This window comes from Pseudomonas sp. NY15372, assembly GCF_048068215.1.
Lineage (GTDB): Bacteria > Pseudomonadota > Gammaproteobacteria > Pseudomonadales > Pseudomonadaceae > Aquipseudomonas > Aquipseudomonas guariconensis_A.
Genome location: NZ_JBLUPY010000001.1, coordinates 338,908 through 354,526 on the forward strand (window position 1 = coordinate 338,908; position 15,619 = coordinate 354,526).

A 15,619-nucleotide genomic window follows, 5' to 3' on the forward strand; every position below is an offset into this window, starting at 1 on the left:
GTCGCCTTAGAAGTACTTGAGCCAGGCGATATCGCGGCGGCGGGCCTTGAGCCGGGCGAACGCGCGCACCGGCAGGAACAGGGCGATGGCGAGCAGGATCGCGCCGAGCCAGACCGCCCCGATGCCATCGAAACCGAAATAGTCACCCTGGTTCAGGCCCCACAGCGCGACGCTGGCCAGGTACAACAGCTTCAGCACGTAAAGGTGCAACAGGTAGAAGAACATCGGAGCTGCGCCGAACACTGCCAGTACTCCGATCCAGCGTGCCTGCCCAGCGCGCTCGAAGGCTCTCAGCAACAGCAGGCCGAGGCCCAGGGTCAGGGCCAGGAACAACAGCGACGGTGGGTATTTGGTGATATTGAAGAAGCTCATCAGCGTCTGGGTCGCGGTCGGGTAACCGCTCCATGGCGCTTCGCCATAACCGTTGAGCAGGCGCAGGGCGAAGAAGCCCAGCAGTGCGGCGATGCCGAGCAGCAGCAAGCGCTGCTGGCGTGTGCCAGCATCGCTGCCGCGGGCGAACCAGGGACCCAGACCATAGCCCAGCGCGATCACACCGATCCACGGCAGCACCGGGTAGGAAGTGCGCAAGCGCAGATGCTCGCTGAACTGAAGCCAACCCCGATCATGCAGGATCGCCCAAGGTGCATGCAGGGGGGAGCCAGGTTCGAAGTGCAGCCCATCGAGCAGGTTGTGCCCGGCGACGATGGCGATGCCGATGGCCAGCAGGGCCGGGCGTGGCAGCCAGACCAGCAGCGACAGGGCGATCATGCTCACGCCGATGGCCCAGATCACTTGCATGTAGATCACGCTCGGTGGCAGCTGGAAGGTCCAGGCGAAGTTCACCAGGGTGAATTCCAGGGCTACCAGGAACAGGCCGCGCTTGAACAGGAAGGCGCATACGTCGCCGCGGCCCTGATGCTTCTCGCCATAGAGCCACGCCGACAGGCCGGTCAGCAGGACGAACACCGGCGCGCACAGGTGCGCCAGGGTCCTGCTGACGAACAGGCTTGGCTCGGTGGTGTCGATGGCCATCGGATCGCTGACCTGGCGATGCAGGAAGAAGGTCTCGCGGACATGGTCCAGGAGCATGAACAGGATCACCAGGCCGCGCAGGGCGTCGATGCTTTGCAGGCGCTGGGTGAGCAGGGTGGGGGTGGCTGAGGCGCTTGTCATGATGGGGCGGGGAGTCTTGTCGTTGAATTGAAATGTTATCTTATAACTTTTTTGAGGTGGCAAGACAGCGCTTTTTGTGTTGTGCAGGGGGGATAGGTCGGAAGGTAGGTGGTGCCCGTGAGATCCAGCGCCGCTCACGATGCGCCGCGCGGGCGGCGCTCGATCTCGCAGGCGCCGAAGCTGTCGCGTCGAAACCTCAGGGCGCCCCGAGTATCCCCATGACCTTGTCCCGAAGCTGGTCGATCCCGAACGGCTTACCGATCATGTGCATCCCCTGGGGCACGTCCAGCGTTTCAGCATAACCGCTGGCGAACAGCACCGGCAGCGTCGGGCGCAGCGCGCGGGCCCTGGCGGCCAGCTCCTCGCCGCGCATGTCTGGCAGGCCCACGTCGGTCATCAGCAGCGACAGGGGCTGACCCGGATCTTCGAGTACCTCCAGCGCAGCAGCGGCGCTATCGGCTTCGATCGCGATATAGCCCAAGTCGCCGAGCACTTCGACGATCAGCATACGTACGATGTCGTCGTCTTCGACTACCAGAAGCTGCATCATGAGGGTCCTGTTCATAGAGGTGGTCTTTATTGGGTGCCCGGGAGGGCGGTAGAAGTTCCCCAGCATAGCGGGCGATGCATGACGATGGAACGATTGCTGCGGGTCGCCTTCAAATACTGGCTAAGTGCCCTGCCAGAGCCGGCAAAGCTGGTTAGACTCGCTATGAAGCCGGTGGCGCAGTGGCCACCCAATCCAATGGACTTTTTTCGCTCGGGCGTTTTCAGATGATTCAAGCAGCCTCGATGGACCAGCAGAGCTTTCGCAAGCTGTTGCGCCGCAACGTCAGCTTGCCGCTAGGTGTAGGCCTGCTGGGGGCCGTGGCGTTTGTCGCGGTGATCAACTATTTGTTGTCGGCCATGCAATGGGTCGAGCACACCGATCGGGTGATCGGCAATGCCAATGAAACAGCCAAGCTGGCGGTCGACATGGAAACCGGCATGCGCGGTTTCCTGATTTCCGGAGACGAACGTTTCCTTGACCCGTACGAGGTGGCCAAGCCGCGTATTTTCAACAGCCTCCAGGCGCTTCGCTCGCTGGTGGCGGACAACCCACAGCAGGTCGAGCGCATCGACCGGTTGATTGCCTTGCAGGGTGCCTGGAACGACTTCGGTGCCCAAATGATCGCCTTGCGGCGCAACCAGGGCGATTACCAGGCAGCCATCGGCGATGGCCGTGGCAAACGCTTGAGCGATGGCATCCGCAAGGAGTACGACGACCTGATCGCTGCCGAGCAACAGTTGCGCATGGCACGCAACGAGGCGGTGAGCCGCGTGACGATCCTGCTTGCCAGCGCGTTCGTGTTGTTCATCGTGGCGCTCACGGCCTTGCTGGCCTATCTCGGACGCCGCGACCTGCTGATGCTTTCCGATAGCTACCTGGAGAATCTCCAGGCCCAGCGACGGGCAGCCGAACACCTGGAACACCAGGCCTGGCTGCGCAACGGTCAGACGCAACTGGCCGAACAGGTGCTCGGCCAACTGACCCTGCCCATGCTCGGTGACAATATCCTGCGGTTCTTCGCCAGCTACTTGGGCAGCGTGGTCGGCGCTTTCTATGTGCGTGACGAACAAGGGCAACTGGTGCGCGTGGCCAGTTACGGCTTGGGCGTGGAACAGCAAGCCCGCGGACAGCAGGTGGCCAGCCACGAAGGTTTGTTGGCCGAGGCGGTGCGCCAGATCCGCCCGCTGCGCCTGGATGACCTGCCCGCCGATTACCTGCGCTTGAGTTCGGGCCTGGGCGAAGGCCTGCCGCGCAGCGCATTGCTGATGCCAGCGAGCGACGACGGCCAGGTCAATGGCGTGCTCGAGCTGGGCTTCCTCAGGCCGTTGCAGGAGCGCGATGCCCAGCTGTTGCAACAGGTTGGCGGCAACCTGGGGATTTCCATCGAAAGCGCACGCAACCGTCAACGCCTTCAGGAGGTGCTGGCCGAGACCCAGCAGCTCAACGAAGAATTGCAGGTGCAGCAGGAAGAACTCAAGACCGCCAACGAAGAGCTCGAAGAGCAGTCGCGCATCCTCAAGGAATCCCAGGCCCACCTGGAAACCCAACAAGCGGAATTGGAGCAGACCAACGAGCAGTTGGCCGAGCGTACCGATGCCCTGGACCGCAAGAACGGCGAGCTGAACCTGGCGCAGTTGGAGCTGCAGGCCCGCGCCGAAGACCTGCAGCGTACCAACCGCTACAAGTCCGAGTTCCTGGCCAACATGTCCCATGAGCTGCGCACGCCGCTCAACAGCTCGCTGATCCTCGCCAAGCTGCTGGCAGAAAACGGCGAGGGCAACCTCAGCGATGAACAGGTGAAGTTCGCCGAGTCCATCTATTCGGCCGGCAACGACCTGCTCAACCTGATCAATGACATCCTCGATATCGCCAAGGTCGAAGCCGGCAAGCTCGACGTGCGCGCCCAGGTCACCCCGGTCGAGGGGCTGGTGCAGGGCGTGCAGGCCCTGTTCGAGCCCTTGGCCCAGGACAAGGGCCTGGATTTCACGGTGCAGGTCCAGCCGCAGGTGCCGGCGACCCTGTTCACCGACCGCCAACGCCTCGAACAGATCCTCAAGAACCTGTTGTCCAACGCGATCAAGTTCACCGAGCGTGGCCAGGTCAGCCTGACCATCGGCCACGAGGTCGGCCAGGGCGTGCGCTTCAGTGTGCGCGATAGCGGCATCGGTATCGAAGCCGACCAGCAGCAGGCGATCTTCGAGGCGTTCCACCAGGTCGATGGCACCAGCAACCGACGCTATGGTGGTACCGGTCTGGGGCTGTCGATTTCCCGAGACTTGGCACGCCTGCTGGGCGGGCAAATCACGGTACAAAGCACGCCGGGGCAGGGCAGTACATTCAACCTGATTCTGCCTGAGCAATACGAAGGCGCACCGGCCCAGATCCAGGCGCCGCAGGTTGCCAAACCGGCGGTCCAGGCTGCGCCGCCGGCACCGCCAGCGCCCCGCAGGGCTGTCTTCGCCGATGACCGCGAGCGCGCGCCCTTCGCCAACCGCTGCATCCTGGTCGTGGAGGACGAGCCGAACTTCGCCCGCATTCTCTTCGACCTGGCCCACGAGCTAGGCTACAACTGCCTGGTGGCCCAGAGTGCCGACGAGGGCTACGAACTGGCCGCTCAGTACACGCCCGATGCCATCCTGCTGGACATGCGCCTGCCGGATCATTCGGGCCTGACGGTGCTGCAGCGGCTCAAGGAGCAAGCCGCTACCCGGCATATCCCGGTGCACGTCATCTCTGTGGAGGATCGCGTAGAGGCCGCCATGCACCTGGGGGCGGTGGGCTATGCGGTCAAACCCACCAGCCGCGAGGAGCTCAAGGCGGTGTTTGGCCGCCTGGAGGCCAAGCTCACCCAGAAGCTCAAGCATATCCTGCTGGTGGAGGACGACGACCTGCAACGCGAGAGCATCGCCCGGTTGATCGGCGACGACGACATCGAAATCACCGCCGTGGCTCTGGCCCAGGACGCCCTGGCGCTGTTGCGCGAGAACGTCTACGACTGCATGATCATCGACCTGAAACTGCCGGACATGCTTGGCGACGAGCTGCTCAAGCGCATGACCTGCGAACAGATCCGCGCCTTCCCGCCGGTGATCGTCTACACCGGCCGTAACCTCACCCGCGAGGAAGAGGCCGAGCTGCGCAAGTATTCCCATTCGATCATCATCAAGGGCGCCCGCTCGCCGGAGCGCCTGCTCGACGAAGTCACACTGTTCCTGCACAAGGTCGAAGCGCAGCTGTCCCATGAGCGCCAGCGCATGCTCAAGACCGCGCGCAGCCGCGACAAGGTGTTCGAAGGGCGCAAGATCCTGCTGGTCGATGACGATGTGCGTAATATCTTTGCCTTGACCTGCGCCCTCGAGCAAAAGGGTGCCATCGTCGAGATCGGCCGTAACGGGCGCGAAGCCATCGAGCGCCTGGAGCAGCATGGGGACATCGACCTGGTACTGATGGACGTGATGATGCCGGAGATGGATGGCTACGAGGCCACGCGGTTGATCCGCCAGCAGCCCCGCTGGCGCAAGCTGCCGATCATCGCGGTGACCGCCAAGGCCATGAAGGACGACCAGCACCGCTGCCTGCAGGCCGGCGCCAACGACTACCTGGCCAAACCGATCGAGTTGGACCGATTGTTTTCCCTGATCCGTGTCTGGCTGCCGCAATTGGAGCGAATTTGACTAGCGAACGTAGTACCGATATCGAGATCCGGCTGCTGATAGAGGCGATCTACCTCAAGTACAGCTACGATTTCCGCGATTATTCCGGCGCTTCGATCAAGCGCCGGATCCTGCATGCCGTGCGTCAATTCGATTGCCCCACGATTTCGGCATTGCAGGAGCGGGTGTTGCACGACCCGAGCATGTTCATGCAACTGCTGCAATACCTGACGATCCCGGTCAGCGAGATGTTCCGCGACCCAGGGCACTTCCTCGCCTTGCGTAATGAAGTGGTGCCGCTGCTACGCACCTGGCCGTCGCTCAAGGTCTGGATCGCCGGGTGCAGCACGGGTGAGGAGGTCTATTCCATGGCCATCCTGCTGCGCGAGGAAGGGTTGCTGGAACGCACGATCCTCTATGCCACCGACATCAACCCCTATTCGTTGGAAAAGGCCAAGCAAGGCATCTATGCGATGCACGACATGCAGGCCTACGCCGAGAACTATCGCCAGGCCGGTGGCCGCCGGGACTTCGCCGAGTACTACACCTCGGCCTACGGCAACGCCATCATGGACAACAGCCTGCGCGACAACGTGACCTTCGCCGACCATAGCCTGGCCACCGACAGCGTGTTCTCCGAGACGCAGTTGGTGTCCTGCCGCAACGTGCTGATCTATTTCAACAAGCAGTTGCAGGATCGCGCCCTGGGCCTGTTCCACGAGTCGTTGTGTCACCGTGGCTTCCTGGTCCTGGGCAGCAAGGAATCGGTGGATTTTTCCGCCTACAGCGGCCGATTCGAGGCGCTGATGCGGCCCGAACGGATCTATCGCAAGTCATGAATGGCGTGCAAGCGGTGGTCATCGGTGCCTCGGCGGGTGGCGTCGCGGCGTTGTTCACGGTGCTGGGTGCGTTGCCGGAGGGCTTTGACATCCCGGTGTTGTGTGTCCTGCACCTGCCTGACGACCGCCATAGCCAACTGGCCGGGGTGCTGCAGCGCCGGCTGCGCCGACCGGTACGCGAGGCCTGTGACAAGGCGCGTATCGAGCCTGGGCTGATCTATGTGGCCGGCCCTGGGTACCACCTGTCGGTGGAGCGCGATCGCAGCCTGTCGTTGAGCCAGGAGGAACCGGTGCATTTCTCTCGCCCGGCAATCGACTTCCTGTTCCAGTCGGCGGCCGATGCCTACGGCCCTGGCCTGCTCGGCGTGCTGCTCACCGGGGCCAACGAAGATGGCGCCCAGGGGCTGCTTCATATCAAGAACAGCGGAGGCCGGACCGTGGTCCAGGACCCTCGCGACGCACAGGTCGCGCTGATGCCGGAGGCCGCACTGGCCCTGCATCGGCCCGATCATATCCTTTCCCTGAGTGGTATCGGGCAACTGCTCGCGACCCTGGAACCCAGCGCATGCTAAGCAATATCATCGCCAAACTGCTGATCGTCGACGACCTGCCGGAAAACCTGCTGGCCCTTGATGCCCTGATCCAGGGCCAGGACCGTGAAGTGCACCAGGCCCAGTCTGCCGAACAGGCGCTGTCGCTGTTGCTCGAGCATGAGTTCGCCCTGGCCATCCTCGATGTACAGATGCCGGGCATGAACGGTTTCGAACTGGCCGAACTGATGCGCGGCACCGAGAAGACCAAGAACATCCCCATCGTCTTCGTGAGCGCTGCAGGTCGCGAAATGAACTATGCCTTCAAGGGGTACGAGAGCGGCGCGGTGGACTTCCTGCACAAGCCGCTCGATACCCTGGCGGTCAAGAGCAAGGTATCGGTGTTCGTCGACCTGTTCCGCCAGCGCAAGGCCCTTGGGCGTCAATTGGAAGCCCTGGAGCGTAGCCGTGAGCAACAGGCGCAGTTGCTGGCTGAACTCGAGGTGGCGCGTGGCGAGCTGGAGCGCGCGGTACGCATGCGTGACGACTTCATGTCGATTGTCTCGCACGAGGTGCGCACGCCCCTCAATGGCCTGGTCCTCGAGACCCAGCTGCGCAAGATGCACCTGGCCAAGGGCAACCTCGAGGCCTTTACCCAAGAGCGCCTGCAGGCCATGGTCGAGCGCGACGAGCGGCAGATCAACAGCCTGATCCGCCTGATCGAGGACATGCTCGATGTTTCGCGTATCCGCACCGGCAAGTTGTCGCTACGGCCCAAGGCGTTCGACCTGGGCCAGCTGGTGCGGGGGCTGGTGGAAAACTTCACGGCCCAGGCCGCTGCACTGGATACTCACATTGAACTGGAGCGTTGCGAGGCGTTGCCGGGGGAGTGGGATGAATTTCGCATCGAGCAGGTGGTGGCCAACCTGCTGTCCAACGCACTGCGTTACGGTGAGCGGCGACCGGTGCAGGTTCGTGTATTCGAGCAAGGCGGCAAGGCGTGGGTACAGGTGCAGGATCAGGGGATTGGCATCAGTGCAGCCAACCAGCAGCGGATCTTCCAGCAGTTCGAGCGAGTCGCGGCGCAGCAGGCCAGTGGTGGGTTGGGGTTGGGGCTGTATATTTCCGAACAGATCGTCCAGGCCCATGGTGGCCATATCCGGGTCGACAGCGAGGAGGGCAAGGGTGCAACCTTCAGCCTGTGCCTGCCGTTGGCTGCTGTGCGACAACAAAGCGACCAAGCCCGGGCAACCTCTGCCTGAGGCTGGGGTCTGATGGCCAACCTATTGAATCCCAAGGCGAAGTCATGAGTGAAGATGCACAAGATGTGGTACTGGTCGTCGAGGATGAGCCGGCGATTCGCATGATCCTGCGCGACTACCTCGCAGGGGAGGGTTACCACGTATTGGTGGCCGAGGACGGCGAGCAGGCGTTTGCCATTCTGGCGAGCAAGCCGCACCTGGACCTGATGGTCACGGACTTCCGCTTGCCGGGTGGGATCTCGGGGGTGGACATCGCCGAGCCTGCCGTCAAGTTGCGGCCGGACCTGAAGGTGATATTCATCAGCGGGTATCCGGCCGAAATCCTTGAAAGCCAAAGCCCGATTGCGCGCAAGGCGCCCATTTTGGCCAAACCGTTCGACCTGGACAGCCTGCGCGAGCAAATCCAGATGCTTTTGCAGTAAAGCCTGCTTGTTCGCTTAAAGCGTTGCGGTGCCTGTGAGATTGCGCGGGGCGTGCGATCCCCCAGGCACCGAAGCCGCTGCGGCGAACATCGTGTCTACAGGCTCAAGCGAGCTCGAGCCAGATCGGTGCATGGTCGGAAGGCTTTTCCATCCCGCGCAGTTCATAATCGACACCCGCCGCCTTGAGCCGCGGTACCAGCCCTTGAGAAGCCATGATCAGGTCGATCCGCAGCCCCCGCTTGGGCTCATCCTCGAACCCGCGGCTGCGATAGTCGAACCAGCTGAACCGGTCGGCCACTTCTGGGTGCAGGTGACGGAAACTGTCGACCAGCCCCCAGCCCTTGAGCCGCTCCAGCCATTCGCGTTCTTCTGGCAGGAAACTGCATTTACCCGTGCGCAGCCAGCGCTTGGCGTTGTCCGCGCCGATGCCGATGTCGCAGTCCTGGGGCGAGATGTTCATGTCGCCCATCACCAGCACGGGCTGGTCGCTGCGGAACTGGCCTTCCAGCAACCCCTGCAGGTCGCTGTAGAAACGCTGCTTGGCGGGGAACTTGGTGGGGTGGTCACGGCTTTCGCCCTGGGGGAAATAGCCGTTCATGACGGTGATGGGAGTGCCGTGCGCATCGGCGAAGGTACCCCAGATGAACCGCCGCTGGGCATCTTCCTCATCGCTGGCGAAACCTTTGTACAACGCCAGCGGCTCGCGCCGTGACAACAGCGCTACACCGTAGTGGCCTTTCTGGCCATGGTAGTGCACGTGGTAACCCAGGGCCTGGACATCAGCCAACGGGAACTGATCGTCGCTGACCTTGGTTTCCTGCAGGCCAATCACGTCCGGCTGGTGCTTTTCGATCAGCGCCGCCAGTTGGTGCGGGCGCGCACGCAGGCCGTTGATGTTGAACGAGACGATCTTCATGAAAAGACAATCCTGACAAAAATTGGGATGCTATCCGACATCCGCCCCCTCTGCCAGCATGGCACCCTCCTGTCCGCGCTGCTAATGTGCCGTATACAACGGCATGGCACGGGGCTTGCTCCGCTGAATGATGGTTTTTCCAGAAAGGATTTCGCAATGCCTGACGTCGACGCCCAGCAGGTTCGCATCTGCCAGCTGGATGACGGATACCGTGGCGAGGTCCGCCAGGTGCTCTATCACGCCTACCGCCACGACCCCACCTTCGCCTACGTGCTCGAAGCCCACCGCCCGGGTTACGAGCGCCGCCTGCGGGCCATGCTGCGGGCCTGGGTGGGGCAGCATTTTCATCTGCAACTGCCGGCCATGGGCCTGCTGATCGACGACCGCCTGGTCGGGCTGGCGCTGATCGTACCGCCAATGCGGCGCCTCGGGGTGGCAGACAGTTGGGCGTGGCGCCTGCGCATGGCCTTGGGTACGGGCATCGGCTGTACCCGTCGCTATCTCGACTTCCAAGCAGCCTTGGCGGCCTGCGTGCCGCAGGGCAGGGTGTACCTGCTCTCCTTGCTCGGGATACAGCCGCAATTTCAGGGGCAGCGTTTCGGCGAGCAATTGTTACAAGCTGTGCATGGCTGGTGCGCCCAGGCACCAGGCGTCGAGGGCGTGCTGCTCAATACGGGCAATGCCCATTCCCTTGCGTTCTATCAGCGCCAGGGGTACCAGCAAATCGGCGAAATCGCGGTCGGCCCCATTCGCGAGCGGGTGTTTTTCCGGCCCCAACCCGTCTTGCCGGGACCAGTCGCTGCATGAGCCGTGCGACAAGCGGCACCCTGGAGGGCCCGCCTCTGGTAGCATGCGCCGCATGACGTATTCAGGAAGACTAAGCTGGGGCCTGATCCTTTGGGTCGCCAGTACCACCGTATGGGCGCAAAGCGAACTGCTGGTGCGGGTGAAACCGGCCAACAAGGCGCTCAAGAGCAATGTCGAAGGCTATATCGGCAGCCTCGGGAACCGCGACGAGGAGGCCTTGTTGCGATTCAGCCGTGGTGCCCAGGAACAGGCGCGCAAGGCTGCCCAGGCCCTAGGCTACTACCAGGCGCAGATCGACACCGAAGTCAGGCCGCCGAGCGCGCAGGACAAACCACCGCAACTGATCATCCAGATCGAGCCGGGTGAGCCTGTTCACCTGCGCAACGTGACCGTGCGCATCGAAGGGCCGGCCAGCGAGCTGGCGGCGTTTCGAGTACCCGACAGCAAGGCCTTGCGCCCTGGCGAGCAGCTCAACCACGGCAGCTACGAGGATGCCAAGCGGCTGATCCAGAACCAGGCCTCGCGCTACGGATTCTTCAGTGGCCACTTCACCCGCCAGCGCCTGGCGATCGACCCTCAGGCCGGCATCGCCGATATCGAACTCATCTACCAGAGCGGCCCGCGCTATCGCATGGGCTCCGTGACCTTCGGTGGCGATACGCCGCTGGACAACGACCTGCTGCAGCGCATGGTCTCTTTCAAGCCAGGCACGCCCTACGACTCCGAGTTGATCGCCGAACTCAACAATGACCTGCAATCGAGCGGCTATTTCGAAGGCGTGCGGGTCGACGCGGCGCCGACTGGCGCAGTCAACGAAGAAATACCGGTGGAGGTCCACCTGCAAACCCGCAAGCCGCGCACCATGGGCTTGGGCCTGGGCTTCTCGACGGACGTCGGCCCGCGCGGCAAGGCCAACTGGACCCGCCACTGGGTCAACCCACAGGGGCACAGCTATGGCTGGGAGACCGAACTGTCCGCCCCTCGGCAGAACGTCGGCCTGTGGTACGACATCCCCCTGGACCCGCCGCTGACCGACAAGCTGCGTTTTGCAGGTGGCTACCAGAACGAAGAAATCGCCGGCACCGATACCTTGAGCAAGCTGCTGACGGTCGGCCCGGAGTGGCACAGCAAATTGCCCAGTGGCTGGCAGCGGGTGATCTCGCTCAAGTATCAGCGCGAGGAGTATCGGCTGGGCGATGACTCTGGGCTCAGCAACCTGTTGATGCCAGGCGTGAGCTTCTCCTATCTGCGCAGCGACAATCGCATCGACCCACACAACGGCTACCGCCTGCAATTCGACCTGCGCGGTGCCAAGGATGGGCTGGTCTCGGACACCAACCTGCTGCATGGCAACGTCCTGCTCAAAGGCCTGACCACCCTCGGCCAGAACCATCGTTTGCTCGGGCGCGTACAGTTCGGTGGCAGTGCCACCAATGGCTACAAGCAGAACGTCCCGCCATCGCTGCGCTTCTTCGCCGGTGGTGACCAGAGCGTGCGTGGCTATGACTACCAGAGCCTGTCACCTAAGAACAGCGACGGCGACCGCATCGGTGGCCGCTACCTGGTGGCCGGGAGTGTCGAGTACCAGTATTCGGTGGCGGACAAGTGGCGGGTGGCGACGTTCATCGACCAAGGCAACTCCTTCAATTCGCTGGAATTGCCCAGCCTCAAGACCGGCGTCGGGATCGGCGTGCGCTGGGTGTCACCGGTCGGGCCATTGCGCCTGGACCTGGCCCATGCACTGGATGACGACGGTGGTATCCGCTTGCATTTCTCCATGGGGCCTGAGCTGTGATGCGCGTGTTCAAACCCATTCTCCTGGCGCTGCTGGGCCTTCTCGTGCTGGTCGCCCTGATGCTGGGCCTGCTGTTGGGGACCGAGGCGGGCAGCCGCTGGGCCCTGGCGCGGGTGCCGGGGCTCGAGGTCACCCATTTCCAGGGCCGCCTGGGGGGCAGTTGGCAGGCTGAACGACTGGCCTGGGCCGATGGCGCGAACCAGGTCCAGGTACAGTCAGCGCAGCTGGCCTGGTCGCCGCTGTGCCTGCTGCGCGCCACCTTGTGCCTGGAGCGGGTGCAGGCCGAGCAGGTCAACATGGTGTTCGCCCAGAGTGAGGCACCTGCCGACAGCGGGCCGCTGCAACTGCCCAGCTTGAAGCTGCCCATCGCCATCGAGCTGGGCGAGGTCAAGCTCGGGCGCTTGCGCCTGGATGGCGACGACGTGCTGGGCGATATGCAACTGGCGGCCCATTGGGCGGCCAACGGCCTGCGCATCGACACGTTGCGAGTGCAGCGCGATGACCTGCGCCTGGACCTGCAAGGTGATCTCAAGCCCGAAGCCGATTGGCCTCTGCAAGTGACCGGCACGCTGCAGTTGCCCGAGGTGCAAGGCAAGCCCTGGCAACTGGCGTTGGCCATCAAGGGTGAACTGCAGAAGTCGCTCGCCATCGACGCGTCCAGCAGTGGTTACCTGGACGCGCACCTAGAAGGCCAGTTACAGGCCCTGGCTGAACATTTGCCGGCCACCCTTAGCATTCGTGCCGACGCCTTCAAGCCGGCGGCATCGTTGCCGGATACCGTGCAACTGAACCAACTGCGGCTCAACGCCACGGGCGACCTGCTCAAGGGCTATCAATTGGCAGGTTCGGCCAGCCTGCCGGCCGAACAGGGCCCCATTGGCCTGGTAGTCGGCGGCAAGGTGGACGCCAAGGGCGCTCGCCTCGATGCCCTGGACCTCAATGCCAGCGACACCCAGCGGGTCAAGCTGCGAGCCAACGCCGACTGGCAGCAGGGCCTGAAGGCCGATGCACAGATCGATTGGCTGGACTTTCCGTGGTTGCGCCTCTACCCATTGGAGCAGGCGCCGCAAGTTACTCTCAAGCGTTTCAACGCCCAGGCGCACTACCGCGATGGCAGCTATACGGGCACCTTCAATGGCGATCTTGATGGGCCAGCCGGTGCCTTCAACCTAACCAGCCCGTTCGACGGCGACCTGGCCCAGGTGCGCTTGCCCGCGCTGGCATTGAGCGCAGGGCAGGGCAAGGCAGCTGGCAGTGTCGCGGTCCGCTTCGCCGATACCCTGGCCTGGGATGTCGACCTTCAACTGTCTGCGCTCGACCCGGCCTATTGGCTGGCGGAGTTGCCGGGCACCCTGGCCGGCCCATTGCGTAGCAAGGGCGAACTGAAGAACGAGCGTCTGCAACTACAGGCGCAGCTCGACCTCAAGGGGCGCCTGCGCGGGCAACCGGCTGTGCTCAAGGTACAGACCGAAGGGGCAGGGGAGCGCTGGACGCTCGGCAGCCTGGCGGTGCAACTGGGCGACAACCGTATCAACGGCAGTGCCAGCCTGGAGCAGCGCCTGGCCGGGCGGATCGACCTTGACCTGCCGCGCCTGGGCCAGCTCTGGCCCAGACTGCAAGGGCAGGCCAAGGGGCGATTGGACCTGGCCGGTACCCTGACCGCCCCGCAGGGCACGCTGACCCTGCAAGGGCAACAATTGGGCCAGGCCGAAAACCGTATCCAGCGCCTGGACCTGGAGGCGCGCCTGGACAGCGCCCAGCGCGGGCGAGTCACGCTCAAGGCCGGCAATATCCGCGTCGGCGAGACCGCATTGGGCAACCTGGACGTCGACGGCAAGGGCGATATCCACCAGCAGGCCGCCACCCTGGCTCTCGATGGGCCACAGCTCAAGCTGGACCTGGCCCTGGACGGCCAGCTGGCCAAGGGCGACTGGCGTGGGCGCCTGGCCTCCGGGCGTATCCAGGCAGGCGGCCAGGACTGGCGCTTGCAAGCCCCAGCGAAGCTGCAGCGCCTGGCCAGCGGGCAACTGGACTTCGGCGCCCATTGCTGGCGCTCCGGCCAGGCGAGCCTGTGCGGCGAAGACCAGCGCCTGGCGCCGGAGCCGCGGCTGCGTTATCACCTCAAGCAGTTCCCGCTGGACAGCCTGGCCCAATGGTTGCCCAAGGACTTTGCCTGGCAGGGCCTGCTCAACGCCGATATCAATCTGGACATCCCGGCAGCCGGGCCCAAGGGCACCTTGCGGGTCGACGCCAGCGACGGAACGTTGCGCGTTAGAGACAATGGGCGCTGGGTCGATTTTCCTTATCAGGCGCTGCGCCTGGACAGCACGCTTGCCCCGCGCCGTGTCGACACCCGCCTGGATTTTCGTGGCCAGCGCCTGGGCGAGCTTTCCCTGGTTACCCGGCTCGACCCGCTGGGCAAGGACAAACCACTGACCGGCGACTTCCGCCTGGCCGGCCTGGACCTGTCGATCGCCCGGCCGTTCGTGCCGATGGTCGAGCGCCTGGCCGGCCAGCTCAATGGCAGCGGTCGGTTGTCGGGTACGCTGTTGAACCCTCAGGTCACGGGCAACCTGGCCCTGAGCGGCGGCGAAGTGAGAGGGCCGGAGCTACCGATCAGCCTCGAAGGCCTCTCGCTGCAGGCCCTGATTGCCGGCGAGCAGGTACAGGTGCAGGGCAACTGGCAGAGTGGGCCGGCCGGGCGTGGTCAGCTCGATGGTAACCTGACCTGGGGGCAGGCATTGGCGATGGACCTGCGCCTGCGTGGCCAGCAGTTGCCGGTGCACGTCGAGCCTTACGCAGACCTGGAGGTTGCCCCTGACCTGAACATCCGCCTGGTCGATGAACGACTGGCGATCGCCGGCAAGGTGCTGGTGCCCAAGGGCAAGATCACCGTGCGCGAACTGCCGCCCTCGACCGTCAAGGTCTCCGATGACACGGTGATCGTCGGCGAGCAGACCGAAGAGGGCAAGCCGCCGATGGCCATGGACATGGACATCGATGTCGAGGTGGGGCGCGACAAGCTGTCGTTCAAAGGCTTTGGCCTGACCGCCAACCTGCTCGGCCACGTGCATATCGGCAACAACATGGATACCCGTGGCGAGCTCAGCCTTGCCGAAGGGCGTTATCGTAAATATGGCCAGAACCTGATCATCCGGCGGGCACGCTTGCTGTTCGCCGGCCCTATCGACCAGCCGTATCTGGATATCGAGGCGATCCGCCGGGCCGATGATGTGATCGCGGGTATTCGCCTGAGCGGCAGCGCCGAGCAGCCGACCACCAAGGTGTTTTCCGAACCTGCCATGAGCCAGGAGCAGGCGCTGTCCTACCTGGTATTGGGCAGGCCCCTGGCGACCAGCGGCGAAGACAACAACATGCTGGCCCAGGCAGCCCTTGGGCTGGGGTTGCTGGGCGGCGAGGCGCTGACCGGCGGGCTGGCCTCGAGCCTTGGCATCGAAGATTTCCAATTGGGCTCCGAAGGTACGGGCAACAGCACCAGTGTGGTTGCCAGCGGCAATATCACCGAGCGCCTCAGCTTGCGCTATGGTGTCGGGGTGTTCGAGCCGGCCAACACCATCGCCCTGCGTTACAAGCTGAGCAAGAAGGTGTACCTGGAGGCGGCAAGCGGTCTGGCCAGCTCGCTGGACATCTTCTACAAGCGGGACTTCTAAA

Annotated in this window: 11 protein-coding genes; 8 read left to right on the top strand and 3 right to left on the bottom strand. The window is 63.7% G+C overall.

Annotated features, from left to right (window positions below; all coding sequences use genetic code 11):
* Nucleotides 1-6 precede the first annotated feature (6 nt).
* Together ACNFG0_RS01475 and ACNFG0_RS01480 are read right to left on the bottom strand one after the other, a co-directional pair.
* The gene (locus ACNFG0_RS01475; protein ID WP_416763853.1) at nt 7-1,173 is read right to left on the bottom strand and encodes a DUF1624 domain-containing protein; all 1,167 of its coding nucleotides are present in this window, start codon (nt 1,171-1,173) and stop codon (nt 7-9) included.
* 196 nt (nt 1,174-1,369) lie between these two features.
* Nucleotides 1,370-1,720 carry a response regulator gene (locus tag ACNFG0_RS01480; protein WP_416763874.1) on the bottom strand — a complete coding sequence of 117 codons (351 nt, stop codon included), beginning with the start codon at nt 1,718-1,720 and terminating at the stop codon, nt 1,370-1,372.
* Nucleotides 1,721-1,947: 227 nt separating this feature from the next.
* Between ACNFG0_RS01480 and ACNFG0_RS01485 the strand changes: the two genes are divergently transcribed.
* From ACNFG0_RS01485 to ACNFG0_RS01505, 5 genes are read left to right on the top strand one after another with little or no spacing between them, the layout of a single operon-like run.
* On the top strand, nt 1,948-5,397 hold the full coding sequence (locus ACNFG0_RS01485) for a response regulator (RefSeq protein ID WP_416763855.1): 3,450 nt from the start codon (nt 1,948-1,950) through the stop codon (nt 5,395-5,397).
* A complete protein-coding gene (locus ACNFG0_RS01490) occupies nt 5,394-6,215 on the top strand; it encodes a CheR family methyltransferase (RefSeq protein WP_196154327.1) in 822 nt (273 codons plus the stop codon). The genes ACNFG0_RS01485 and ACNFG0_RS01490 overlap by 4 nt, the downstream gene beginning before the upstream one ends.
* Nucleotides 6,212-6,787 carry a chemotaxis protein CheB gene (locus tag ACNFG0_RS01495; protein WP_196143040.1) on the top strand — a complete coding sequence of 192 codons (576 nt, stop codon included), beginning with the start codon at nt 6,212-6,214 and terminating at the stop codon, nt 6,785-6,787. Before ACNFG0_RS01490 ends, ACNFG0_RS01495 begins: the two co-directional genes overlap by 4 nt.
* Complete coding sequence (locus ACNFG0_RS01500; RefSeq protein ID WP_416763857.1) at nt 6,781-8,007, top strand: ATP-binding protein; 1,227 nt, start codon at nt 6,781-6,783, stop codon at nt 8,005-8,007. The genes ACNFG0_RS01495 and ACNFG0_RS01500 overlap by 7 nt, the downstream gene beginning before the upstream one ends.
* Before the next feature lie 44 nt (nt 8,008-8,051).
* The gene (locus ACNFG0_RS01505; protein WP_196143038.1) at nt 8,052-8,429 is read left to right on the top strand and encodes a response regulator; all 378 of its coding nucleotides are present in this window, start codon (nt 8,052-8,054) and stop codon (nt 8,427-8,429) included.
* Between the two features lie 103 nt (nt 8,430-8,532).
* Here ACNFG0_RS01505 and xthA read toward each other — a convergent pair whose 3' ends face one another.
* Entirely contained in the window at nt 8,533-9,345 is an 813-nt protein-coding gene (gene xthA / locus ACNFG0_RS01510) for an exodeoxyribonuclease III (RefSeq protein ID WP_196143037.1), read from the bottom strand.
* A gap of 156 nt (nt 9,346-9,501) precedes the next feature.
* Between xthA and ACNFG0_RS01515 the strand changes: the two genes are divergently transcribed.
* The 3 genes from ACNFG0_RS01515 to ACNFG0_RS01525 are packed head-to-tail and all read left to right on the top strand — an operon-like array spanning nt 9,502 to nt 15,618.
* Nucleotides 9,502-10,152, top strand: a complete 651-nt coding sequence (locus ACNFG0_RS01515; protein WP_416763859.1) for a GNAT family N-acetyltransferase — start codon at nt 9,502-9,504, stop codon at nt 10,150-10,152.
* 52 nt (nt 10,153-10,204) lie between these two features.
* Nucleotides 10,205-11,947: an autotransporter assembly complex protein TamA gene (locus tag ACNFG0_RS01520; protein WP_196143035.1), complete on the top strand. Its 1,743-nt coding sequence runs from the start codon at nt 10,205-10,207 to the stop codon at nt 11,945-11,947.
* Complete coding sequence (locus tag ACNFG0_RS01525; protein ID WP_416763860.1) at nt 11,944-15,618, top strand: translocation/assembly module TamB domain-containing protein; 3,675 nt, start codon at nt 11,944-11,946, stop codon at nt 15,616-15,618. Before ACNFG0_RS01520 ends, ACNFG0_RS01525 begins: the two co-directional genes overlap by 4 nt.
* The last annotated feature ends 1 nt before the right edge of the window (nt 15,619 follow it).